The sequence below is a fragment of the Paenarthrobacter sp. NPDC058040 genome (genome assembly GCF_042885775.1).
In the GTDB taxonomy this organism is placed as follows: Bacteria; Actinomycetota; Actinomycetes; order Actinomycetales; family Micrococcaceae; genus Arthrobacter.
Window position 1 is genome coordinate 22,928 of the sequence record NZ_JBHVRN010000013.1, and the last position, 23,679, is coordinate 46,606.

Sequence of the window (23,679 nt, forward strand, 5' to 3'; positions counted from 1 at the left end):
CATGGGGCGCTATGAACTTGGCGTCGACGCTTCGAAACTGGATGCGATCGACATGCATGTCCATGTCGAAGTGGACAGCTGCGGGCATGGCTCCCTTCCGGAAGCGCTGACGGAAGCGTCGGCCAAGTACTTCAAATCCGCGGACCGGACCCCAACGCTGGACACGATTGCCGGGCTGTACCGCGAACTGAACATGGCCGCCGTCGTTTTTACCGTCGACGCTCGGACCCAACTCGGGCACGAGCCCAACAGCATCCCGGATTTGATCGCGGGAGCCGCGCGGAACAACGATGTGCTGATTCCCTTCGGCAGTGTCGACCCACGCACCGGCGAGGACGCGATCGCCGGAGCGAAGCACCAGGCCGTCGAGCTTGGCGCGCAGGGCTTCAAATTCCACCCCTCGCTCCAAGGATTCGACCCGTCCAATGAACAGTTCTATCCACTGTGGGAGACGCTGCAGGAATTGGGGCTGCCGTGTATTTTCCACACCGGACAGAACGGCATGGGCGCCGGCCTTCCCGGTGGCTATGGCATCAAGCTGGCTTTCTCGAACCCGCTTCTGCTGGATGCCGTGGCTGCCGACTTTCCTGGCTTGCAGATCATCATGGCCCACCCGTCGGTGCCATGGCAGGATGAAGCCAACTCGATCGCAACCCACAAGTCCAACGTGTTCATCGACCTCTCCGGGTGGTCGCCCAAGTACTTCCCGGAATCGCTGGTGCGCCTGTCCAACTCGGTGCTGCAGGACAAAGTGCTCTTCGGCACGGACTTCCCACTGATCACGCCGCAGAAGTGGCTGGACGCCTTCGCCGACCTCCTGTTGAAGGACGTGGTCCGGCCGAAGATCCTTAAGGACAACGCAGTCCGGCTGCTCGGATTGGGCAGCTGAGATGGGCACGATGACGACGGCGGAACCGGGCTTGGGTGCCCGGCTCTACACAGCCGCGGACTGGTACGACGCCGAAGCGCTCCTCACCGCCGACGAACGCAAGGTGCTGGGCCGGCTCCGCGATTTTCTCGACGCGGAAGCGAAGCCTCTGCTGGCCGAATACTGGGAACGCGGTGAATTCCCCGGGCAACTGGTGCAGCCACTGGTGGACCTTGGGCTGATGGAACCCTTCGAGACGCCGGCCCGGGGAATCTACCAGGGCTTCCGGATCTTCGAATTGGCCCGTACCGATGCCTCTTTGGCCACGTGGTACACGGCGCAGGCAGGACTGTTCCGCACGGCCATCCGCGTTGGCGCATCCGAAGAGCAGCAGCAGCGGTGGATGCCCAAGGTCATCGATTTCACGCTCAAGGGCGTCTTTTCCCTGACAGAACCGGAACACGGCTCGGACATCGCTGGAGGCTTGTCCACCACCGCACGCTTCGAGCCTGGCTCTGGCGGCGGTACGGAATCCGACGGCGGTAGCTGGGTTCTGGACGGTGCCAAACGGTGGATCGGGGGCGCTTCAACAGCGGACGTACTGTGTGTGTTCGCCCGCGATGTGGCCGATGGCCAAGTCAAGGGGTTCCTTGTGAACCGATCCGCGGCTGGAGTGGGCTTGGAGAAAATCCATGGAAAGACATCGTTGCGGATGATGCAGAACGCCCACATCACCCTCCACGGAGTTCGGGTGCCGGAGGCCATGCGCCTGCATAACGTGAACTCCTTCAAAGACGTCGCCGCCATGCTCCGGGCCATGCGTTCGGACGTGGCATGGATAGCGACGGGCATCCAGGCCGGTGCTTTCGAAGCGGCCCTGGCTTACGTCAAGGAACGCCAGCAGTTCGGACGGCCGCTTGGTTCCTTCCAGTTGGTACAGGAGAAGCTGGCACGGATGCTCGGCAACATCACGGCATCGCTGTCCTTGGTGGTCCGCTTGACCGAGCAACAGGCCCGGGGCAGCTACCGGGACCAGGACTCCGCCTTGGCCAAGATGCAGACCAGCCTTTTGATGCGCGAGACGGTTGCGTTGGCCCGCGAAGTCGTCGGCGGCAACGGCATCACGCTCGCCGCCGACGTCGCCCGCTTCCATGCGGACGCGGAAGCCGTCTATTCGTACGAAGGCACCCACGAGATCAATGCCCTTATAGTCGGCCGCGCCCTCACGGGCGCCAGTGCCTTTACCAAATAGTCCGGTGCGTTTACTCGCTGAACACCAGCTTTCCAGAAAATAACACCTTTACCAGGAGGCAACCATGCCCAATCTTGTCGTCGATTTCGACACCCTGCTCACCTTGTCCGGCAAGGACCTGGGCGCTACCGACTACCGCGAAATCACGCAGCAGCAGATCAATCTGTTCGCAGACGCCACGGATGACCAGCAGTGGATCCACGTCGACCCGGAGCGCGCCAAGGACGGACCGTTCGGTGCACCCATCGCGCACGGCTTTCTCACCTTGTCCCTTGTCATCCCGTTCTGGGGCGAACTGTTCGACGTCGAAGGCGTCACCACGAAGGTCAACTACGGCCTGGACAAGGTCCGCTTCACCTCACCCGTCAAGGTCGGCTCCAAAGTACGCATGCAGGGCTCCATCGCGGAAGTAACTGAGGTCGAGGGCGGCGCCCAGATCAAGGTCAACGCCACCATTGAAATCGAAGGCCAGGAACGACCCGCCGTTGTGGCCGAATTCCTCGCCCGCTTCTACAAGTAAGCCGCATCGCCAACCAACATTCCCTCCTCTCCCAAGGAACAGCCATGTCAGGACACACTGCGCTCGCACCATCGAGCATGGCCGCTAAACGCAAAGAAGCACGCACGGTCATCATGTCCAGCTATCTGGGCAGCACCATCGAGTTCTACGACTTCCTGCTGTACGCAACGGCCGCAGCGGTTGCCTTTCCCAAGGTCTTCTTCGCCGGAACAGATGAGTGGGTAGGAGTCGTCGCCGCCTATGCGACGTTCGCTGCCGGCTACGTTGCCCGCCCCTTGGGCGGCATCATCTTCGGGCACTTCGGAGACCGCGTCGGCCGCAAGGGAATGTTGATCATTTCCATGGCGATGATGGGCGTCGCCTCCACCTTGATCGGACTGATTCCGGGAGCCGGTGTCATTGGCCCATGGGGCGCCGTGATCCTGGTGATCCTGCGGGTCTGCCAAGGCATCGCCGTGGGCGGTGAGTGGGGTGGGGCCGCCCTCATGGCGTTGGAACACTCGGATCCCAAGCGGCGCGGCTTCGCGGCATCGTTCGTCAACGCCGGCGCACCAACAGGCGCTGTCCTCGGCACGATTGTCATGGGCATCTTCTCGGCGCTTCCCCAGGACGCCTTCCTCGCGTGGGGTTGGCGCGTGCCGTTCCTGTTGTCCTTCGTGCTCTTGATCGTCGGCATGTTTGTCCGGCTGAGGGTCTCCGAAAGCCCGATCTTCGCCGAAGCAGTGGCCAAGGAAAGTGCCCTGGACACCAAGCGCAAGATCCCGCTGGTGGAGGTTTTGAAGCGCCCCAAGTCACTCATCATGATTATGTTTGCCGGAGCCGCAGGGTTTGGCCTCCAAGTGGTACTGCCTACGTTTTCCGTGACCTACGCTGTGTCCAAGGGGGCGCCGCAGCAGGGCGTGCTTTACGCCTTCGCGGGGGCCTCAGCCCTCTCCATCCTTTTCGTTCTGCTGGGTGGCAGGTTGTCCGACCGCTTCGGCCGACGTCCGGTGATGGTCACCGGTTTGGCGCTGTTCATCCTCTACCTGTTCCCGATGTTCGGGATGCTCAGTTCAGGCAACGTGGCGCTGATCTTCCTGGCATTCACCGTGGCTTTGATCCTGCATTCATCGCTGTACGGTCCCCTTGCTGCGTTCGTGTCGGAACAGTTCGGCACCACCAGTCGCTATACCGGTGCAGCCGTCGGCTACCAGCTGGCCACGTTGATCGGTGCAGGGTTCACACCAGGGATTGTCGCCGGGCTCTATAAGGACGCAGGCCAGAGCATCGTCCCCGTGGTGGTGTTCCTGGCAGCCATGTCCTTTGTCTCGATTGTCTTCATCCTGCTGACGCGGGAGTCTAAGAACAACGACCTCTCTACGGTCAGTTAGGAGAAGAACCATGGACAACAACGGAGTTGGATCCTGGTTGCACCGCCGCCGCTCCAAGTCGGGAACCAAGACGGCTTTGGTTTCCAGCGACCAGACCCTGAGCTACGCGGAGCTCGCGGAGCGCACCGACCGTTTGGCCAACGCTTTGAAGGACAGGGGAGTGGTTCACGGGGACCGCGTGGCCTACCTTGGCGAAAACCATGCTTCCTTCGTGGAGACGTTTTTCGCTTGCGGGTTGCTCGGCGCGATTTTCGTCCCTTTGAACACGCGACTGGCCGCCCCGGAACTGCAATACCAACTGCAGGACTCCGGCGCCCGGCTCGTGGTCAACGCCGTCGCACTCGAAGAGGTGGCCGCAGCTGCCGCGCAGGACACCGAAGTCACCCACCGGTTCATTGTGGCTTTCGACGGCGGCGCTGAACCTTCAGCCCTTAAGCTGCCATCCGGCGTCGAACTCTTCGAAGCGGCGATCGCGGCAGCGCCCGCAACGCCGCTGGATGAGGCCATTACCCTGGACGACAGCGCCATGATCCTTTACACCTCGGGCACCACCGGAAAGCCGAAGGGTGCGCTGTTGACCCACGGCAACATCACGTGGAATTGCATCAACACGGTGGTGGACATGGATCTCAACCGGAACGATGTGGCACTCATGATTTCGCCGCTGTTCCATGTGGCGTCCCTGGACATGGGCTTGCTGCCCATGCTGCTCAAGGGCGCCACGGTGGTGCTTGAAGCGAAGTTTGACGCCGGCCGTGTCCTTGGGTTGGTGGCCAGGTACAAAGTCACCACGCTCAATGGTGTCCCCACCACTTTCCAGATGCTCTGCGACCATCCGGACTGGGCGGCGGCGGACCTGACCTCCCTGGACAAGCTCACGTGCGGCGGCTCTGCCGTTCCCCGCAGGGTGCTGGACGCATATGAAGAGCGTGGCATCGGGTTTACCAGTTGCTACGGAATGACCGAAACTGCGCCGGGAGCAACAATGCTTCCTGTTTCCAGATCCAAGGAGAAAGCCGGATCCGCGGGCCTCCCGCACTTCTTTACAGACGTACGGATTGCGGACCCCTTGGGAGGGCTGGCTCCAACCGGCGCGACGGGGGAAATTCAGATCTCAGGCCCCAACGTCATTAAGCAGTACTGGAACCGGCCGCAGGCCTCGGCCGAAAGCTATGCCGATTCAACCTGGTTCCGTTCCGGCGACATGGGCTTCCGGGACCAAGAGGGCTTCCTGTTCGTCTCCGACCGCCTCAAGGACATGATCATCTCCGGGGGTGAGAATATCTATCCCGCTGAGGTGGAAGCGGCTATTGCGGAGCTGCCGGCGGTGGGGAGCGTTGCCGTCATTGGCGTTCCGGACCAGACGTGGGGAGAGGTGCCCAAAGCCGTCGTGACGTTGCAGGAGGGCAACACGTTGACCGAGGAGCAACTGCGGTCCCACCTGAGCGGAAAACTTGCACGGTACAAGATCCCCAAAACTGTGGTGTTCGTTGACGAGATGCCCCGGACGGCCAGCGGGAAGATCCGAAAGACGGACCTTCGGGACCAGTTCGCGCGGTAGTGCTGTTAATACGGGTGCTGGCGGCCGCGGGAACGCGGCCGCCAGCTTGTGTTTTCCGGTGACGGGAGTGTGTGCCACCGGAACCTGTTCCGGCGCTGGGTGAATCAGCGCCGGTCGAAGGTCAGTCCGCCGGGGACCTGGAAGGTGGGCATGAGTTCGAGCATGCCCACGTTCACGTGGCGCGGGGTTTCGATCGCGTAGTCCAGGGCGTTGACGATGTCGTCCGTGGTGAGGGACTCGTAGCCTTCGTAGAAGGTCTGCCAGGCTTCTTCCATGGCCTCCGGGGTGCCGCCCATGTTCCGGCCGAAGATCTCGGTCTCCACCCGGCCCGGGCAGATCTCTGTGACGCGGATGCGTTTGCCCACGGTGTCGTTCCGCAGCTGCCGGGAGATCTGGTGCACGGCAGCCTTGGTGGCGTGGTAGACCGTGTGGCCGTAGAAGTTGTACACCCCGGCGATGGAGCTGATGTTGACCACGTGGCCCAGGTCCCGTTCCACCATGCCCGGCAGGACCAGGCGGGTGAGCTGGAGCAGGCCGCGGAGGTTCACGTCCACCAGTTCGTCGATGTCCTGCTCGGAGGAATCCAGGATGTTGCCCGGACGCGAGACCCCGGCACAGTTGACCAGGACATCGACTTTCAGCTCACCCACGGCGGCGGCCAGGGCGGCGGTGTCGGTCAGGTCCACCACGTGCGGGATGGCTCCGGTGCGCTCGGCCAGTTCAGCGAGGCGTTCCTCGTTACGGGCCACGGCGTGCACCGTCAGGCCACGCTTGGCCAGACGCTCGGCGATCGCTGCACCCATACCGGTGGAAGCACCGGTAACCAAAGCAGTGGTGTAGTCGGAAAAAGACATCGGATCCGCTACTTCTCTGCGCCGGACGGAGCGGCAAGATCGCGCGGGGCGTTGCCCGGCAGTACGGTCGCGGCGGCTACGACAGCCTTTTCCCGCTCACTCTGGTGCACCTCGTCGAGCTCCTTCAGGGTGAACTTGGTGGTTTCCTTGGCGGTGAGCGCTGAGGCTCCGGCGATGACCATGAAACCGAGTGCGATCATGGACGGCCCGACCCAGCCCTTGAGGTCGGGGCCTGCGAGTGCGGTGGAGAGGACGGGGCCGATGACGCCCGAGACGGCGAAGCCGATCTGGGTGCCGAGGGCGAGGCCGGAGACTCGCAAGCGGCTGGGGAACATCTCTGAGAAGAACGACGGCCAGGAGGCGTTCACCATCGAGTAGAAGAGCGAGTAGTTGATGATGCCGAAGATGAAGATCAGCGCCCAGTTGCCGGTGGTGATTGACCAGAGGTAGGGCACCATCGTGATGCCTACGCCAACCGTTCCGAGGAGGAACATCGTCTTGCGGCCGATTTTGTCTACGAGGTACCCTGCGACCGGGGTGATCGCGAGGGCGATGACGGCCGAGACTGTGGTGGTGAGGAGCATGGTTGGCTTGTCCAGTCCGTAGCCTGTGGTTCCGAAGGCGACGGAGAATGTCTGCATCATGTAGCTCGTGCCGGCGATGATGGCACAGAAGACGATTCGGAGGACGGCGCGCCAGTGGAAGCGCAGCAGGTGCTTGAGCGGAGACTGGTTCACGTTGAGCGACTGGTTCTTGATGAACTCCGGCGGCTCCTGGACGTGGCGGCGGATCAGGAAGGCCACAACTACCACCAGGGCGGAGAGCCAGAACGGGATGCGCCAGCCCCAAGTCAGCAGTTGCTCTTTGGGCATGGCGGCGATCGGGATGAAGACCAGCAGTGTGAGGAGCGTGCCGGTCGAGGCGCCCAGCGTGGTGAAGCTGGTGATGAACCCGCGGCGGCGATCGGACGAGTGTTCCAGGCTCATGCTGATCGCGCTTGCCTGCTCGCCGGAAAGGCAGAGCCCTTGGATGACGCGGATCAGCACGAGGAGGATCGGGGCGAGGGCGCCGACCTGGGCAAACGTCGGAAGACAGCCGATCAGGAAGGTGCAACCGCCAATGCCGAACAGGGTGATCATCATGACGAACTTGCGGCCGAAACGGTCGCCCATGGGTCCCAGGATGAGCGAACCGAGGGGGCGTACTGCGTATCCCACCGCGAAGGTGATCATGGCGAGCAGGACACTGATGCCTTGGGGCAGCTCCGGAGAGAAGAAGAGAACGTTGAAGATCAACGCCGATGAGGTGCCGTACACGGCGAAGTCGTAGTACTCCAGCGTGGTTCCGATCCAGGCGGCGATTGCCGCTCTGGCCGGTGTCTTCTTAGGAAGAGTGGTATTAGTCATTTCGTCTCCGTGGCGATGGGTGAGAAGCGGTCTTCCGGTTCTGCGCGAGCTGTGGAACGGATCTCGGGTTGTCTGACCGGTTGGACCTGCTTGAGCTCCTTTGCACGAGTATTTTGTGCTCGTGCAGCTCTGCCGACTGGCCTCTGACATCAAACTAATCCGTGAGGTGTGGGTCACACAAAGACCACTTTTATGTAGCTACATAGCGATCCGTTATGGCTGGACCTGCTGGCCGCATAGAAGTCCGAGCTGAACGACGATCCATAAGCAAGCCCTCTCGGGGCACCCTGTTTTTGTCTTAGAACAGCGGCCAAGGCACTGCGGACATCTCTCCGCCCGGAGCCGGGAACTGCCCTTCCCGGAGCAACCGGTCGCAGCGGGCTGAGAGCGAAGCGATTTCCTCAGGGCTGAGCAAGTCCGCCAATTTCCGGCCGAGCCCGGCTTGAAGTGCCGTGCGGACACGTTCAACGCCGTCGCGTTCCTCGACTGTCAGGGCGTCTCCCAGCCATCCCCAGAGCACCGTGCGCAGTTTGTATTCGCTGTGAAAAGTGAGCCCGTGGTCCACGCCGTGTCGATGTCCGTCCGTCATGGCAAGAATGTGGTTGCCTTTGCGGTCTGCGTTGTTGGCCACAATGTCGAATACCGCCATACGCCTGAGCGCCGGCGTGTCCTCATGGACGAGTGCCACCACGCGCCCGTTTCCATCCTGCCCCTCGAGAACCTGCTTCCAGCCCGTGCCTGGCACCTCGTTGGCGTCAATCAGGTCCACGGCATTGTGTGCGGGGTCCTGCTCCTGCCAGAGCTGCACCATGCCGATGCCAAGGGGGCCATCGCGCAGCCAGGTCTGCGGCACGATGTCCCAGCCGAAGACCTGGGAGACCAGGTAGGCAGCAAATTCACGGTGGGCAAGTGTGCCGTGGGGAAAATCCCACAACGGGCTTTCGCCTGCTATGGGTTTGTAGACAACCTGCACGTCGCCGATGCTGCCCAAAAACGTGGCGTTCGAGGCGCTCGTGATGCGGCCGGTCAGCGTCAGCTCGGCGGCCACCAGGTCCGGTGCCGGCATCAGGGCTCGGGAGTTGGGCAGGTGTGGCCGTCGGGGTCCACGGGAAAACCGCAGAGCGGACACATCGGACGCCCCGCGGCCACGATCTCGCGCGTGCGCTTGGCGAACGCGCGGGCGGTACCGACCGGCATTCGTACCAACATCATTTCCTCGAAGTCGGCGTCGTTCCCGTCAACTGGTTCGTCGTCGTCATCCGTTTCGACGTCGGTGATGGGGTAGGCCTCGATGACCACCTGGGCGGTTTGGGGATCCCACCCCAGGCTCATGGCGCCGGTGCGGAATTGCTCCAGGGGAGCCTCGAGCGGGTCGTTGTCCACCAGTTCAACAGGGGTGCCCTTGGGAACGCTGAAAGGGTTGCCCTCGACGGTGCTGAGTTGGTCAAGAATTTCATCGATTTTCTCGGCGAGCAGGGCAGACTGTTGCTTCTCCAAGGCGATACTCACTATGCGCTTCCCCGCGCTCACCTGCAGATAGAACGTTCGGTCGCCCGGGCGGCCGATGGTTCCAATCACAACCCGGTCAGGCCAGTCGAACTCGTGTACGCGCGTAGGCATGTCAACATTCTAGGCACAAGGGCGTTCAGGGCGTTCTCTGCCCGGCACCGCCGCCCACCGGAGCATCACCGCTCACTATGCCCTTCGACAACCACCCCAGGTCACCCGCTTCGGTGTTGGTCGCGTGAACGCTCGGCCGGTTGGCCCCGTAGTGGATGATCGATACGGAGGCCGGGCCGACGGTAATGCGCTGGAACAGGTCAAGATGCATGCCGAGTGCATCGGCGAGGATTGACTTGATGACGTCACCGTGACTGACGGCCACCCACACGGACCCTGGTCCGTGTTCTGCTTCAAAGGCTGCATCGTGGCGCCGAATCGCAGCCACCGAACGGGCCTGCATCGCCGCCATGGACTCTCCGCCGGGAAAGACGACGGCGGATGGTTGCGTTTGTACGACGGGCCACAATTCCTCGTGGGCAAGCTCACTGAGCGTGCGGCCCTGCCACTGGCCGTAATCACATTCGGTGAGATCGGGATCGACGCCAGCGAACGGCGAGCCGACCTGACGGTCCACGATAAGTTGGGCCGTTTGCAAACAGCGCTCAAGGGGACTGGATACGACTCCAACCAACGGGACGGCCGCGATCCGATTCCCGGCCAGGGCCGCTTGGTCGCGCCCTATCTCATCAAGGCTCACACCGGGAGCCCGGCCCGCCAGCAGTCCCGTGGCATTGGCTGTGGTGCGGCCGTGCCGCACGAGGATAACTGTCGCCATCCACCCAGCCTAACCAGCCTCCCGCCGGCGGTGTGAAACGCACGAAGCAAGCGCCCTACGTCTGGATGATGGATTGGACCGGTCGTGGCGCGACGATGGTGTCCGCGTGGCGGTGAACCACTTTCCATTGCCCGTCTTCGAGCCGGAACACAGTGGTTACACGCAGTGGGATGGGCATCATCTCCGTGGAACCTGCTACCTTTGCCCGAGCCCACTCGAGCTCGACAATGAAGGCAAGGTCCGTGCCGGCGCAGAGTGAAATCCGTTCGAAGGTTATCGGTTCCCCGTCCCGCAGGACGGCTGCAGCGCTGTCCATGATGCCTTCCACCTCGGCGCGGCCCCGCCGAGGTGGGCCCAAAGGGTTCGCAAGGCTGACGTCTTCGCGAGTGGAAAACATCTTTTTCTGGAGGGCCGGGTCTCCTGTGACGAACGCGTTGAGCGCCTGGTGGTAGTGCTCTATTGCCTGGTCGAGAGGTGGAACCGGGCGATCGTTGTCCGTGTCAGACATTGACTTACCTCCAACTGTCCCCGCACCTGGATCGGCGCACCGGAAGCAGGGTGCGGAAAGCCCGCACCTGATATGTGGAATCGTTGCACCGCAATGCGTGGATGTCCACCGGCAGGGCCACCCATTCACGGATGGTGTAGTCGTCCTGGTTCCGGACATCGTCGAGTTCCTGGCGCTGGACGTAGAAGGGCTTTCCGCCGAAGAGGTGATTGCCTCCGCAGTGGTCAAAATGGAGGTGGGTGTTGACCACGATGTCGATGCTGAGGATGTCGAAGTCCTGTTCCGCCAGCGGGTAAAGGCGCGGATCCATGTCCGCAATCGCCGGGGTGCGGCCGGGTCAGGCCTGTATCCACCTCTTGCGAGACCCTAGCACCACCTGACAGCGAGATCCGCGAAAATCCTGGTTGATTCGATGTACTCTGCGTTGGCTTCGTCAGGACCAAGTGCCCAGGCTTCAGCGGCGGCCTGCTCCATTCCCGAGGCTACATGCCGCTGGATGAGCTGGGGGAGACGGATTTCCCGTGGTGTGTCAACAAACCATACTTCGTCCAAGTAGCTGCGGACTTCCCGCCAGCGGCCCTGCTGAGCCAGGAGATAGTTGCCCTCGGTGAAGACAAAGGCCGTCGACTGGGGAACGGCTATGGACGCCGCGATGGGCTCTTCAAGACCGCGTCGGTAAGCAGGTGCATAGATGACGTCTTCGTCGTTGTGGCGCAGCCGACGCAGCAGGGAAAGGTACCCGCCGACGTCGAACGTGTCGATGGCCCCCTTGCGCTGCCGCAATGGCGTCCCGTCAATGATGCTGTTGGCGAGGTGGAAACCGTCCATGGGAACAATGGCACCCTCGTGGCCAAAGTGCTCGGCAAGGCGCTCGGCGAGAGTGGATTTTCCAGCTCCAGGAGGGCCAACGAGCCCGATGATCCGGCGATCTCCTGCAGCGGCTCCACGACGAAGGCGCTGTTCAAGGTCCGGAATATCGCACGGGACCGTAGCCAGCGACGCCCGGCCGCCATCGGAGGAACTCAACCCTTGAGGGCCCCATCGAGAAGGGCACGCAACTCCTGGAAGTGCCGCTCGGTGGCCTCATGATGGTAGGCGGACGTGTCAGCCATGGTGTAGCCGTGCGGGGCGCCCTCATAGATGTGGTTGGAGGCTGCCAGCCCTGCTGCCTCCAAAGCTGCCCCCAGACGTGCCACTGCATCCGGGGCCATGCTGGGGTCGTGGTCCGCGTGCCCGAACACAAACCCCGCACGCGCATCGGCCAGTCCCAAGTGCGGGCTGTCCGGCGCATCGGTGGCCAGCCCGCCGCCGTGGAAGCCGGCGCAGGCGGCCACTGCTTGTGGGTGTGAAGTGGCAGTGCGAACGGCCAAGCGGGCGCCCATGCAGTACCCGGTGGTGCCGATGGGGCCGGATCCCACGCCGTCAAGGGCGGCGAGCGCGGCAACCCAGCCCTGGATGTCCCGTAGGGCCTTGTCGGATGTCAGTCGGCCAACGCGGGGGAATGCCTCCTTGCCTGCAGCTTCCCTCCCGTCAGGGGTGGTCATGTCGGCGGTCGGCGCAAGATCGGTGACGGTTCCTTCGCGGTAGAAAACGTTGGGTGCCAAGACAACGTAGCCCCAGTCGGCGATGCGCTGTGCCATGTCCTCGATGCGGGGCCGCACTCCGAAGGCATCCATGTACAGGATGACTCCGGGAAAAGTGCCTGTCCCGGTGGAAGGGCGGGCCACCAGGGCTTCGGCTGTGCCGTCGGGTGCAGGAACGTCGATGAACATGGGTTCACCTTATCGGAGCTCGGACAAGGGCCAAATTGATGCGACACTCCCATATAGCAAGCAGAACATTTAAAGCTAATTTGCCGTTGAAGTGTGACCTTAAAGGTTTATAATCAATACAACAGTGGGGCTGACGATCGGGGGCGCCGGTACCATCCAGATCTAGTGAATCGAGGGTCGCCGTGGACCACTTGGATACAGTCAATATTTGGCGGCGTGCCGGAAACCAAACACCGCTCGGCCACCTGAGCCTCTACGCCCAAGCTCTCGTGAGGGAGTGTCCGGTCGGCATCTACCGCACCCTTAACGATGCCCTGGAAGACCATGCTCTGCTGGCTCTGTTCCGCGTGGACCGGCCGCATGCGACGCTGGCTTCCCTGCATCAGCTTCCGGCACTGGCCCTTTCCAGCTACCACCAACTCCTTCACGACCTCGCCCGTGAGGGGCTGGGACCTGGTGGCTTCGACGGCGAAGCGCCGATCTGTCCGTCGCTTATGGCAGTATCCAATCCTTCCGGGCAGCCGTGGAGGAGTCATGTGTGACAACTGCCGCCGCGCTTTGTACGAGTTGGAAGTCCAATGGGGCAACCAATCTCTGGACATAGCGAAGATCCGCCGCATTCTTGACAGCCAGGAAGACGAGGCGGCGTAGCCTCACGTCAGTGCACCATGAGGTGGTCGGCCGACTGGCAGGGGTCGCACCACACGGGCAGGCCTACCGGCCGTGACGTCACCGCGGACTGGCGGGGATGCGCCCGCTGGCTTCCGACGGCGGCTGGGCGATGGTGCAGGCTGGTTGCTTGTTTCATGGTCATTCCTTGGTGCTGCACCCGTGCTTTGGTGCCTTCCTGTCAGTGCAGGGCGGGGGAGCTATGGAGAATGTAGTCCGTGGCGGCCGGTCCCGTGATGCCCAAGCGATGGAGGTCAACGTGGTGTTCTTTCATGGCCACGTGGAAGTCCGTTTCCGGTTTCGGCGTCCTGCCGTTGAGGAGGCACCAGCTGATGTACAGCCCGTAGAGCTGCTCCTCGACGAGGCCGTTCGTGGGGTCCGGATCCTCGGTGGTGGCCTCGATGAGGAATCGTTGAAAATGTGATGCGTCCATGGTTCGACTTTCAGTGAGGCGTGCGGCTGCCCGGCAAGTGCGTGGTGACGTGCCGGCTGCGTGATGGCGCGGTGGGGCCAGCGTTCGTGCGGACATGGCGGCACGGGGCCAGAAGGTGCAGGACGCCCTGCGAGGGGAATTCCGCTGATGCGGTGTAAAAGTCGCTGCTGACCACTACACTGTAGACATAACACGTAGATTTGTGCTCGTATCTACAGCGTAGACCTACAGTGAATCCTGAACAAGAGCCTCCGGGGGATTTCTGCGGGGCTCATCGGAGGCAGGAGACGTGTGCCATGACAGATACAGAAATCCCCACAGCCCAGGTGCCTGTGCGCAGGCTCAGCCGTCAGGCGGTCCTCGGCGCGGCCTTGGAATTGGTGGACAAGCACGGGCTGGACGCGCTCAGCATGCGGCGGCTCGGGCAGATGCTGGGCCGGGATCCCATGACTGTTTACCGATACGCGGCCAACCGGAAGGAACTCCTCGCCGGGGTGGCCGAATTGGTGCTGGAAGAACTTGAGGTCTTCCCGGACGAAACACACTGGCAATCGCAACTCCGCGGGATGGCACACGAACTGCGGAGGGTGTGCCTAAGACACCCGAACGTTGTCCCACTGCTGGTGACAGGGCCTCTGTCAACGCCTTTGGGACTCCGACCCGCGGGGACCTTGAAACCCTTGGAGCAGATCCTGAGGATTTTGATCGGTGCAGGGTTCAATCCGGCAGACGCCCTGCATATTTACCGGGCCTTCTACGGCTTCCTGTACGGACACATCCTCAACGAACTTCAGGAACTCATCGTGGATCCCGATGAAAACGAGGCGCTCCTGCGGCTTGGACTCCAGCGACTGCCCCTTCGGGATTTCCCGCATTTGCGCGGCTTGGCTCCTGAACTGCTTGAATACGATGGCGAACAGGAACTCGATCAGGGCATCAGTATCCTGCTCGGCGGTCTCGGGGAAGATCTGGCGCTCAGCGCAGCACCGTGAGTCCAGCACGGCCCTGGGAGTGATCCCTAACGACGGCGGCAGGCCGCTTCGGTTCCCCTTGAACCATAGCGGCCTGCCGCCGTCGTTGTTTCTCCGGTAAAGGACCGCAGCCCTTTTCGCCAAGTCAAAGTGCTTAGATGACGTGAGCGTTAAGTTGTGCTGGTCACATCAGGTTGCGTCGCAGGGAGCGCGCCCTCGATCCTTGCATGACCTAGCTTTTTAGCCCTTGTCTGAACGTGCCCAATGGAGGACACAATTTATGACTGACGTTCTTTGGTTTTCTGACCTTGGCCTGTCCGACCTTGATCAGGTTGGCGGCAAGAATGCTTCCCTCGGTGAGATGGTGCGCAATCTCGCTACGGCCGGGGTGAAGGTGCCGGACGGTTTTGCGACCACCGCTGATGCTTACCGGCGGTTCCTGAGTGAGTCTGCTTTGGACGCCCGTGTCGAAGGAATTCTCGCGGGCCTGGACAGCGGCGATGTGGCGGCTCTGGCCAAGGTTGGCCAGCAGATCCGGGATCTGATCCGCGAGACGCCCTTTCCAGCGGGTTTCGAGGATGAAATCCGTTCGGCGTATCGCCGATTGACTGAGGAGCACGGCACGGAGGTGTCCTGGGCTGTGCGGTCCAGCGCCACGGCTGAGGACTTGCCGGATGCTTCCTTCGCCGGCCAGCAGGAAACGTTCCTGAACATCCGGGGTATTGAGAACATCCTCGTGGCGATCAAGGATGTCTTCGCCTCGCTGTACAACGACAGGGCTATTGCCTACCGCGTCCACCATGGATTCACGCACTCGGAAGTCGCTCTCTCGGCGGGTGTGCAGCGCATGGTCCGGTCCGACGTCGGCGCGTCTGGGGTGATGTTCACCATGGACACCGAGACCGGTTTCCAGGACGCCGTGTTCATCACGTCCTCCTATGGTCTGGGCGAAGCCGTGGTGCAGGGTGCGGTGAACCCGGACGAGTTCTACGTCCACAAGCCTGCACTGGCGGCTGGACGGCCGGCCGTGCTCAAGCGCGGCCTGGGGGAGAAGGCCATCCAGATGGTTTACACCGAGTCCCGCGAAGTCGGTCGCACGGTGGACTTCATCCCGGTGGCCCCGGATCAGCGGAAGCGTTTCAGCCTGTCCGATTCCGAGGTGGAAGAACTGGCGCGTCACGCCTTGGCGATCGAAGCGCACTACGGCCGACCCATGGACATCGAATGGGGCAAGGACGGAGTCGACGGGGAGCTGTACATCCTGCAGGCCCGCCCCGAGACCGTTGAGTCCCGGAAGGCAGCCGGTTCCGTTTCCCGTTACCGGCTTGCCGAGCGTTCCACCGTTCTGGTGGAGGGTCGGGCCATCGGTCAGCGGATCGGCGCCGGCCAGGTGCGCGTGTTGTCCTCGATCGACCAGATGGCATCGTTCCAGGAAGGCGATGTCCTGGTAGCGAACATGACGGACCCGGACTGGGAACCGATCATGAAGAAGGCAGCGGCCATCGTCACCGACCGAGGCGGCCGGACCTGCCACGCGGCGATCATCGCCCGCGAACTGGGGATCCCCGCCGTCGTCGGCACTGGCTACGCGTCCCAGATCCTCAAGGACGGCACCCCGGTCACCGTGTCCTGCGCCGAAGGCGAAGCCGGGCTCGTGTACGAGGGCTTGCTGGAGTACACGCTCCAGGAAACGTCCCTGGAGACCATGCCGGAAGCGCCCGTGAAGATCATGATGAACGTCGGCACCCCGGAGCAGGCGTTCAGCTTCGCCCGCCTCCCGCACCACGGTGTTGGCCTGGCCCGGTTGGAGTTCATCATCAACCGCCAGATCGGCATCCACCCCAACGCGCTCCTCGCGGTGGCCGGCGAGGTTGAACGTCCGGCGACTCTGGATGACTTCACGGTGCGGCAGATCCGGGAGAAGACCGCCGCTTACGACGGGCCCCGGGACTATTACGTCAAGCGCCTGGCAGAGGGGATCTCCACGATCGCCGCGGCCTTCGCGCCGGAACCGGTGATCATCCGCCTCTCCGACTTCAAGTCCAACGAGTACGCCAACCTGATCGGCGGCCCCGCGTTCGAACCAGAGGAAGAGAACCCGATGATCGGCTACCGGGGCGCCTCCCGGTACCTGTCCACGTCCTTCCGCCAGGCGTTCGAACTCGAATGCGAAGCCCTGAAGTACGTCCGCAACGAGATGGGCCTGGAGAACATCAAGCTCATGGTCCCGTTCGTCCGGACCTTGGACGAAGCCCGCGGCGTCATCGACCTGCTTGCGGAGAACGGGCTGCGCCGGGGCGAGAACGGGCTGGAAATCGTGATGATGTGCGAACTCCCCGCGAACGCGCTCCTGGCCGATGAGTTCCTGGAGTACTTCGACGGGTTCTCGATCGGTTCCAACGACCTCACCCAGCTCACCCTGGGCCTGGACCGTGACTCGGCACTGGTCGCGGAAGGCTTCGATGAGCGGAACCCCGCCGTGACCAAGCTCCTGGAAATGGCCATCGCCGCGTGCCGGGCCAAGGGCCGGTATGTCGGTATCTGCGGCCAGGGCCCCAGCGACCACCCGGACTTCGCCGAATGGCTCCTGGCCCAAGGGATCAGCTCCATCTCCCTGAACCCGGACGCCGTCACCGAAACCTGGCTGCGCCTGGCCCGCACCAGTACGCACACGGCTGTCTAAATGGCTGAGCAGCACACCGTGGGGGCGGGCACCTCGCCCGCCCCCACGGTGTTCTTCCTTTCCGACAGCACCGGGATCACGGCCGAAACCCTCGGTAACACGTTGCTGACCCAATTCCCCGCACAACGGCTGGAACGGCGCACCATCCCGTTCATCAGCACGGTGGAGCAGGCGCACGACGTCGTAGCGGTTATCGATCGGGTAGCTGCTGCCGGGCCGCGGCCCTTGGTCTTTTCCACTGCGGTCGGCCCGGACGTCCGCGCCGTCCTCGCCCAAAGCAACGGACATTTCTTTGATCTGTTCGGCGCCCACATCGGCCAGCTTGAGCAAGCCCTTGGGTCCTCCGCCAGCGGCCTGCCGGGCCAGGCCCACGGCGTCGGCGACGCCGTCCGGTACCAATCGCGAATGGCCGCCGTCGAATACGCAATAGAGCACGACGACGGTCAGTCACTTCGCGCACTGGAACGCGCGGAGTTGATCCTCATAGCTCCATCGAGGTGCGGCAAGACTCCCACCACGATGTACCTGGCACTTCAGCACGGCATCCTGGCCGCGAACTTCCCCCTCGTCGAAGAGGATTTTGACACGCTGGCGCTGCCCAGGCCCTTGCTGCCGTTCGCCGCCAAGTGTTTCGGGCTGACCTCCCAGCCGGTCCGGTTGAGCCAGATCCGGCAGGAACGGCGGCCGGGGAGCAATTATGCGTCGCTGCCGCAATGTACCTTTGAGATCCGCAACGCCGAGGACATGTACAGGGCCAACAACATTCCCTATGTGAACTCGGCCTCCATGTCAGTCGAGGAGATCTCGGCGACGGTGCTTCAGAAAATGCAGTTGCACCACTGACAAAAAGCATCTGGATTCTCCCTGACAGGCAGCTGGCTCGGCGTCCTACTATTGGTCAATGACGAACGAGCCGTCCGTGAACGGGTCTTCGGCCTCCGGCGGGGCAAGCCGCGGCCATGTTCCGCGCCGCGTCCACTGGATGGAGCTGTTCTTCGACCTGGTCTTTGTAGCCTTCGTCGGCCAGTTGGCCCATGGGATTCACGGTAATCCGGGGTGGGCAGAGTTCGGTACGTTTGTGCTTCTCTTCTTTCCCGCGTGGTGGGCGTGGGTGAACATCGTTTCCGTCGTGAACCTGTTGCCCGGGTTGTCACCCCGCGCGCTGGGACTGGCGATGGTTGCAGCCATGGGTGCTGCCGGCCTCATGGCAGCATCCGCACCGGAGGCCTTTGGAGAACGTGCCTGGGCATTTTCCGTGGGTAACGCTGCCATGCGGGCTGTACTGCTGGTTCTGTGGCTGTACCAGCACCGGGCCCACTCGGATGAGGCGCCGTGGCGGATCTGGATCTACAACGGCGGCTCGGCCCTTTTGTGGCTGGTCGCTTCCTTGCTTCCCCTCCGGGTGGCGGTGATCCTGTGGGCGACGTCGATTGCCGTCGAAGTCGGCATGGTGGTGCTCGGTGGCCGTTTCTGGGCGAATCGAAGTGTCGGCGGGATCGACATCGAGCATGCTTCCGAGCGCCTGGGGCTGTTCGTCATCATCGTCCTGGGGGAGTCCATCCTGACGATCGTCACGGAAGTCTCCGACCATTGGGAGCCGGACTCGGGTATGGCCGCGCTGCTCGGCTTCCTCATTGTGGCTTTCCTGGGTTGGGCCTTCTTCCAGTACGGCACGGGCGCCGTGAGCGAGGGCCTGGAAGGGCTGAGGGAGCGGGCCGATTTCGGCGGGATTCTCCAGACGACGTTGTTTTATCCCTTCCTCCTGGTGGTGGGCGTTACCGCCATTGCGGGCGCCATTGCCACTGCTGTCCTGGAACCGTCGGAGCACCTGCCTGCCGGAGCTGGAATCGCGCTCGGCGGCGGGCTTGGCCTGTTCTACGGGTGCAACGCCATCGTTTCCCTCCGCTATGGCCGGCCCTTGGGCGCGGTCCTGCCGTGGGCGGCGCCTGCGGTGGCGTTCGCCGCCGTCCTGGCCCTGTTGGTTGCTTTCGTACCAGCCACGCTGAGCCTCCTCTTCGCGGTGGCCATCTTGATGCTGATCACTGGTTATGTCGAGGTTCAGCGGAGAATCAGAACCCGCAGTTAAGTTCGGGCGGACTGCCCCATATACATTTCGGCCTGGGCGCAGAGGGTTCCTTTCCGTAACGTCTGTGTTCCGCCCGACGTGTTTCATGCATGTTTCAAGCATGTTAACTGGCGTGAGAAAATACTCATTGTAATTTCTCACTAAATTCTGCATAAACGCCCTCGCACAATTGGTTTCGCTGGCGTAGTTTTGATGCATCAATGAATGTAAGTGACCCGCATCACACTGATGGGGTTCGGAGCTGAACCCGCCAAATCCGCTGAAGCAGAGTGTGCCGGGTTTGCCGGCGGTCTCCTTCCGCCCCCACCGGGGTTGAGGTGATCTTCAGCGCCACGCATTCCTGCCTGCTGGCGATTTCCCTTCCCGCTGGACTCTTTTGCCGTGTCCGCTGACCCTTCTGACGACTTCCCAGGGGTTGGGATTGATGCTCCGCGGGCCCACATGCTGTCAGTACTTCAAGGAGATGTTATGAGTGAAAATCGTGTCGACGGCGTCGACCATCTGAAGAGGTCGATCAACTGGAAGCAGGGCATGGCCATTGCCTTGGGTGTGCCCCTGTTGATCCTGCCCTCCCTGGGCTACCTTCCGATGTACGTTTCCGCCGCAGCAATCCTCATCTGGGCGATCTCGGTATTCCAGGGCTTCCTGCAGAACGCAGCCTACGCCGAGATGGCAACCACTTTCCCCAAGGCCTCCGGCCTGCCGGGTTTTGCGCAGTTGGTCTTCCGCACCGAGAACTTCAAGGGCAAGTACGACAAGGGAAAGCTCATTGGCGGGTTCACCGCCTGGAGCTACTGGTTCGGCTGGAACCCTATCCTCGCCATCTTCGCCATCCTTGTGGGTGGTTACCTTCACGGGCTGTTCCCGGTGCTGGGGGAGACCTTCAGTGAATACCAGCTCGCCCTCATCTCGGGAGTCGTGATTTTCGGCGGCCTCTATGTAGTGAACTGGTTTGGCCTTAAGGACGGTGCCATCCTCGGCTACATCCTCGCCGCAATCTCGCTCATCCCGCTGGTAGTGCTGGCCGTTGCGCCGTTCGCCACGGGACACGTGGACATGTCCAACATCACTGGAAACTGGTGGCCGTCCGATTGGGGCTGGGATCTGCACCACATCCTGATGCTCTTTGGCATCTTCGCGATCTCACAGTGGAGCGCTTGCGCCTGGGAAACAGCGGCCATCTATGGCCCCGAATACAAGAACCCGGCCAAGGACGTGCCCAAGGCGCTGCTGGCCTGCGGCTTGATCTGCCTGGTCCTGTATGTCCTGCTGCAGACCGCCGTCATTGGTGTGCTTGGAGTTGAGGGCGTCCAGGCCGAAGCGGTCTCTCCGCTCATTCCGGTAGCCCAGGCAGTGTTTGGACAAGCCGGTTCGATCGTCACGATCATCATGCTGGTTGCCGCAATGGTCTTGATCATTCAAACGGCATACCTGGGTTCGTCGCGTGCCATGCACTCCATGTCCACCGAGGGCAACTTGCCCGCATTCATTGGAAAAACCAACCGCCAGGGAACGCCGTTCGTGGCCATGCTGATCATCGGCGCGTTCAACCTTGTGCTGATCTCCATGGGCAACGCCGCGGCAATCCTCGCAGCCTCTGCCATCGGCTACACCCTCGCCAACGGCATCAGCCTGCTGGCCTACGTCCGGGCCAAGAAGCACCCGGCCTTCGCCAATCTGGAGCGTCCGTTCAAGGCACCGAAGGGCTGGAAGCACGTAGCTTTGGTCTTCGGCCTGTTCAATGTGCCGTTCTGCGTGGTGGGGGTGGTGTACCTGAACAGCTTGGAGATCGGCTGGACATCAACGTGGGTAGGCTTCCTGGTCCTGGCGCTGTACCTGCCCATCTGGCTCTACTCCCAGCGCGAGAAACGCCGCCCCGGCGACGAGGCCTCCGAGGCGCAACTGCCGGATATCGACGCAGTCGAGCCGGAGAAGGTTCTGGATCCCACCCCATAACCAGGCCAGGCACGGGACGGTGCACGAGGCTCCCTCGAAGGGGTTTCGTGCACTGTTCCATGTGGTGGTAGTGGCGCGACACATATTTCGTGGATGTTTCCAGCATGTTAACTGCAGTGGGAATTCGAGCCGAATTATTTCTCACGTAATTCTTAATTGATCACTCGTGTCCATGGAATTCATGGCGTAGTTTTGCCGCAACAAGATCTATGCTCTCAAGGAGCCACCTATGAAACTCCAGGCAGCCATCGACCTCCTCAGCACCGAAGCCGCGCTCGAACTGGCCGGCAAAGTCGCAAGGTATGTGGACATCATCGGCGGACCCAACCGGAGGTGGCAAAGGATCTCCGCTCGGCCATCATGTGGCGGCCTGCCGCCTGAGGCCGGCACGGTGTGTTGATGCCCTGCCCGTCTATACTCGACGCATGACATCTGGGCGGACGGAAGAGGCGGCAGCAACCGTGGACCGCCCGGATTCCCCAGCCATCCTTGGCGCGTTGGAGGGCGTAATAGCCGTCCAAGTTAAGCGGCACAGGAGCGAGGCCGGGATGTCGGCGGCGGAATTGGCCAATCGCACCGGTTTGTCCAAGGCAATGATCTCCAAAATCGAGTCGGCCAGCACGTCGTGTTCGCTGACAACGCTGCAGCGGCTCGCCCAGGGACTGGACGTACCGGTGACGGCGCTGTTCCAGGGCGCGGATACAGAGCGTGAAGCCACGCTGACCCGCGCCGGCGAAGGAAGCGTCACTGTCAGGAGCGGTACACGCCACGGCCATGAATACCGTTCCCTCGGATCACTGAAGCGTCGTGCACACGCGATCGAGCCCAGCCTTGTGACTCTGACCAGCGCGTCCGATGTTTTCCCTCAGTTCCAGCACCCCGGCACCGAATTCATCTACATGCTCGAGGGGCGGATGGTTTATGGGCATGGGTCCTACGAGTACGAACTGACCCCTGGGGATTCGCTGGTGTTCGAAGGCGAGGGCCCCCACGGTCCATTGCGCCTGCTGGAGCTCCCTATCCGGTTCCTCGCTGTGGCAGCCCACTAAGAGCGCGCAAAGAGCGGCCTGGAAGACTTACCAGGCCGCTCTTCGTCCTTGCGGTGAGGATTCTAGGAACGGGAGGGGGAACCGAGCATCTCCGGCTCTTCATCCACCAAGTATGCTTCTTCGGCGTGGGCGGTGAGGTCGATGCCGCGCAGTTCGTCTTCGGGGCGGATCCTTAGGCCGACGGTGACCTGAACAAGTTTCGCCACGAGCCAGGTTGCGACGAAGGAGTAGAGGAGTACCGCGCCGGTGGCCAGGGCCTGGGTTCCGAGGAGTCCGGGTCCGCCGCCGTAGAGGAGTCCTGCGGTCTTGTTGGGGGCGGTTTCGGTTGCGAAGATGCCGATGAGGAGGGTGCCGATGATGCCGCCGACGAGGTGGACACCGACGACGTCGAGGGAGTCGTCGTAGCCGAGGCGGTATTTCCATTCGACGGCGAGGGAGCAGACGGCTCCGGCGATGGCTCCGATGGCGATGGCGCCGAGGGGGCTGACTGCGCCGCAGGCGGGGGTGATGGCTACGAGTCCGGCGACGAGTCCGGAGGCGGCGCCGATGCTGCTGGCGCGTCCGCGGCGGAGGCGTTCGACGGCGATCCAGCCCAGGAGCGCAGCGGCGCCTGCCACTGAGGTGGTGAGGAAGACGACCGAGGCGGTGTTTCCTGCAGCGAGGGCGGATCCGGCGTTGAAGCCATACCAGCCGACCCAGAGGAGTCCGGCGCCGACGAGGACGAGGGGCCGGCTGTGGGGGCGGACGTGTTCGCTTGTGGGCCAGCCCGCGCTGCGTCCGAGGACCAGGGAGAGGGCAAGGGCTGCGACTCCTGCGTTGATGTGGACGGCGGTGCCGCCGGCGAAGTCGATGGCCTTGAGGCTGTTTACAATCCAGCCACCGGTGACGCTGCCGTCTGCCGAATCAAAGGCGAACACCCAGTGGGCGATGGGCAGGTAGACCACGGTGGCCCAGAGCGCGGCGAAGAGCATCCAGGCGCCGAACTTCATGCGCCCGGCTGCGGCTCCGGCGATGATGGCTGTCGTGATCCCGGCGAAGAAGAGTTGGAACGCCGCGAACAGGGCTGGCGGGAGTGACGCGTTGGGATCCTCGGCCAGGAGTTGTTCCAGTCCGGGGAACTGTGTGACGTCACCGATGAGGCCGAGGCCGCCGATGGAGTTTCCGAAAACGGCGGAGTAGCCGAAGGCTGCCCAGAGGACGGCGACGAGGCTGACGCCGCCGAAGCACATCATCATCATGTTCAGGATGCGGCGGGAGCCCACCATGCCTCCGTAGAAGAGGGCGAGGGCGGGGATCATCAAGCAAACCAGGGCCGAGCTGACCAGCAGCCAGGCGATGTTTCCCGTGTCCATGGGAAACCCCTTTCATTCGTGCAGTTGGTGA

General features: G+C 62.6%; 25 protein-coding genes. 13 read left to right on the forward strand and 12 right to left on the reverse strand.

Annotated elements, in window-relative coordinates:
• Position 1: 1 nt before the first annotated feature.
• The 5 genes from ACFVSJ_RS17955 (at position 2) to menE (ending at position 5,571) form a co-directional block, all read left to right on the forward strand.
• Entirely contained in the window at positions 2-889 is an 888-nt protein-coding gene (locus ACFVSJ_RS17955) for an amidohydrolase family protein (protein ID WP_387438305.1), read from the forward strand.
• A gap of 1 nt (position 890) precedes the next feature.
• On the forward strand, positions 891-2,120 hold the full coding sequence (locus ACFVSJ_RS17960) for an acyl-CoA dehydrogenase family protein (protein WP_387438306.1): 1,230 nt from the start codon (positions 891-893) through the stop codon (positions 2,118-2,120).
• Between the two features lie 64 nt (positions 2,121-2,184).
• Positions 2,185-2,640 carry a MaoC family dehydratase gene (locus ACFVSJ_RS17965; protein ID WP_387438307.1) on the forward strand — a complete coding sequence of 152 codons (456 nt, stop codon included), beginning with the start codon at positions 2,185-2,187 and terminating at the stop codon, positions 2,638-2,640.
• A gap of 44 nt (positions 2,641-2,684) precedes the next feature.
• Positions 2,685-4,010, forward strand: coding sequence for an MFS transporter (locus tag ACFVSJ_RS17970; RefSeq protein WP_387438308.1), 1,326 nt, complete (start codon positions 2,685-2,687; stop codon positions 4,008-4,010).
• A gap of 10 nt (positions 4,011-4,020) precedes the next feature.
• Entirely contained in the window at positions 4,021-5,571 is a 1,551-nt protein-coding gene (gene menE / locus ACFVSJ_RS17975; RefSeq protein ID WP_387438309.1) for an o-succinylbenzoate--CoA ligase, read from the forward strand.
• Positions 5,572-5,675: 104 nt separating this feature from the next.
• On the opposite strand, the gene ACFVSJ_RS17980 is transcribed toward menE, so the two are convergent.
• The 9 genes from ACFVSJ_RS17980 to ACFVSJ_RS18020 form a co-directional block, all read right to left on the reverse strand.
• On the reverse strand, positions 5,676-6,425 hold the full coding sequence (locus tag ACFVSJ_RS17980) for an SDR family oxidoreductase (RefSeq protein WP_387438310.1): 750 nt from the start codon (positions 6,423-6,425) through the stop codon (positions 5,676-5,678).
• A gap of 8 nt (positions 6,426-6,433) precedes the next feature.
• On the reverse strand, positions 6,434-7,831 hold the full coding sequence (locus tag ACFVSJ_RS17985) for an MFS transporter (protein ID WP_387438311.1): 1,398 nt from the start codon (positions 7,829-7,831) through the stop codon (positions 6,434-6,436).
• A 298-nt stretch (positions 7,832-8,129) separates the two neighbouring features.
• Positions 8,130-8,897, reverse strand: a complete 768-nt coding sequence (locus tag ACFVSJ_RS17990; RefSeq protein ID WP_387438312.1) for an SCO1664 family protein — start codon at positions 8,895-8,897, stop codon at positions 8,130-8,132.
• Positions 8,897-9,451 (reverse strand): DUF3090 domain-containing protein, encoded by a 555-nt coding sequence (locus tag ACFVSJ_RS17995; protein WP_387438313.1) that lies wholly within the window; start codon positions 9,449-9,451, stop codon positions 8,897-8,899. The genes ACFVSJ_RS17990 and ACFVSJ_RS17995 overlap by 1 nt, the downstream gene beginning before the upstream one ends.
• 25 nt (positions 9,452-9,476) lie before the next feature.
• Complete coding sequence (locus ACFVSJ_RS18000; RefSeq protein WP_387438314.1) at positions 9,477-10,169, reverse strand: histidine phosphatase family protein; 693 nt, start codon at positions 10,167-10,169, stop codon at positions 9,477-9,479.
• Positions 10,170-10,224: 55 nt separating this feature from the next.
• Positions 10,225-10,677, reverse strand: coding sequence for a YybH family protein (locus tag ACFVSJ_RS18005; protein ID WP_387438315.1), 453 nt, complete (start codon positions 10,675-10,677; stop codon positions 10,225-10,227).
• Between the two features lie 4 nt (positions 10,678-10,681).
• Positions 10,682-10,987 (reverse strand): MBL fold metallo-hydrolase, encoded by a 306-nt coding sequence (locus ACFVSJ_RS18010; protein WP_387438316.1) that lies wholly within the window; start codon positions 10,985-10,987, stop codon positions 10,682-10,684.
• 56 nt (positions 10,988-11,043) lie between these two features.
• The gene (locus tag ACFVSJ_RS18015; RefSeq protein WP_387438317.1) at positions 11,044-11,703 is read right to left on the reverse strand and encodes a nucleoside/nucleotide kinase family protein; all 660 of its coding nucleotides are present in this window, start codon (positions 11,701-11,703) and stop codon (positions 11,044-11,046) included.
• The gene (locus ACFVSJ_RS18020) at positions 11,700-12,449 is read right to left on the reverse strand and encodes a dienelactone hydrolase family protein (protein ID WP_387438318.1); all 750 of its coding nucleotides are present in this window, start codon (positions 12,447-12,449) and stop codon (positions 11,700-11,702) included. The genes ACFVSJ_RS18015 and ACFVSJ_RS18020 overlap by 4 nt, the downstream gene beginning before the upstream one ends.
• 182 nt (positions 12,450-12,631) lie before the next feature.
• On the opposite strand from ACFVSJ_RS18020, the gene ACFVSJ_RS18025 reads away from it, so the two are divergent.
• Positions 12,632-12,991, forward strand: coding sequence for a hypothetical protein (locus ACFVSJ_RS18025; RefSeq protein WP_387438319.1), 360 nt, complete (start codon positions 12,632-12,634; stop codon positions 12,989-12,991).
• A gap of 116 nt (positions 12,992-13,107) precedes the next feature.
• Here ACFVSJ_RS18025 and ACFVSJ_RS18030 read toward each other — a convergent pair whose 3' ends face one another.
• Both ACFVSJ_RS18030 and ACFVSJ_RS18035 read right to left on the reverse strand, forming a co-directional pair.
• Positions 13,108-13,257, reverse strand: coding sequence for a hypothetical protein (locus ACFVSJ_RS18030; protein WP_387438320.1), 150 nt, complete (start codon positions 13,255-13,257; stop codon positions 13,108-13,110).
• A gap of 42 nt (positions 13,258-13,299) precedes the next feature.
• Complete coding sequence (locus tag ACFVSJ_RS18035) at positions 13,300-13,551, reverse strand: hypothetical protein (protein WP_387438321.1); 252 nt, start codon at positions 13,549-13,551, stop codon at positions 13,300-13,302.
• A 296-nt stretch (positions 13,552-13,847) separates the two neighbouring features.
• On the opposite strand from ACFVSJ_RS18035, the gene ACFVSJ_RS18040 reads away from it, so the two are divergent.
• The 7 genes from ACFVSJ_RS18040 to ACFVSJ_RS18070 all read left to right on the forward strand — a co-directional run bounded on the left by ACFVSJ_RS18040 (position 13,848) and on the right by ACFVSJ_RS18070 (position 22,296).
• Positions 13,848-14,543: a TetR/AcrR family transcriptional regulator C-terminal domain-containing protein gene (locus ACFVSJ_RS18040; RefSeq protein WP_387438322.1), complete on the forward strand. Its 696-nt coding sequence runs from the start codon at positions 13,848-13,850 to the stop codon at positions 14,541-14,543.
• A gap of 259 nt (positions 14,544-14,802) precedes the next feature.
• On the forward strand, positions 14,803-17,205 hold the full coding sequence (ppsA, locus tag ACFVSJ_RS18045) for a phosphoenolpyruvate synthase (protein WP_387438323.1): 2,403 nt from the start codon (positions 14,803-14,805) through the stop codon (positions 17,203-17,205).
• Positions 17,206-18,048, forward strand: coding sequence for a pyruvate, water dikinase regulatory protein (locus ACFVSJ_RS18050; RefSeq protein WP_387438324.1), 843 nt, complete (start codon positions 17,206-17,208; stop codon positions 18,046-18,048). It abuts the gene before it with no gap.
• Between the two features lie 58 nt (positions 18,049-18,106).
• The gene (locus ACFVSJ_RS18055; RefSeq protein ID WP_387438325.1) at positions 18,107-19,291 is read left to right on the forward strand and encodes a low temperature requirement protein A; all 1,185 of its coding nucleotides are present in this window, start codon (positions 18,107-18,109) and stop codon (positions 19,289-19,291) included.
• A 468-nt stretch (positions 19,292-19,759) separates the two neighbouring features.
• Positions 19,760-21,247, forward strand: coding sequence for an APC family permease (locus tag ACFVSJ_RS18060; protein WP_387438326.1), 1,488 nt, complete (start codon positions 19,760-19,762; stop codon positions 21,245-21,247).
• A 229-nt stretch (positions 21,248-21,476) separates the two neighbouring features.
• Positions 21,477-21,647 (forward strand): hypothetical protein, encoded by a 171-nt coding sequence (locus ACFVSJ_RS18065; RefSeq protein ID WP_387438327.1) that lies wholly within the window; start codon positions 21,477-21,479, stop codon positions 21,645-21,647.
• Positions 21,648-21,672: 25 nt separating this feature from the next.
• Positions 21,673-22,296, forward strand: coding sequence for a helix-turn-helix domain-containing protein (locus ACFVSJ_RS18070; RefSeq protein WP_387438328.1), 624 nt, complete (start codon positions 21,673-21,675; stop codon positions 22,294-22,296).
• A gap of 62 nt (positions 22,297-22,358) precedes the next feature.
• Here ACFVSJ_RS18070 and ACFVSJ_RS18075 read toward each other — a convergent pair whose 3' ends face one another.
• Positions 22,359-23,648: an ammonium transporter gene (locus tag ACFVSJ_RS18075; protein ID WP_387438329.1), complete on the reverse strand. Its 1,290-nt coding sequence runs from the start codon at positions 23,646-23,648 to the stop codon at positions 22,359-22,361.
• Positions 23,649-23,679: the final 31 nt, after the last annotated feature.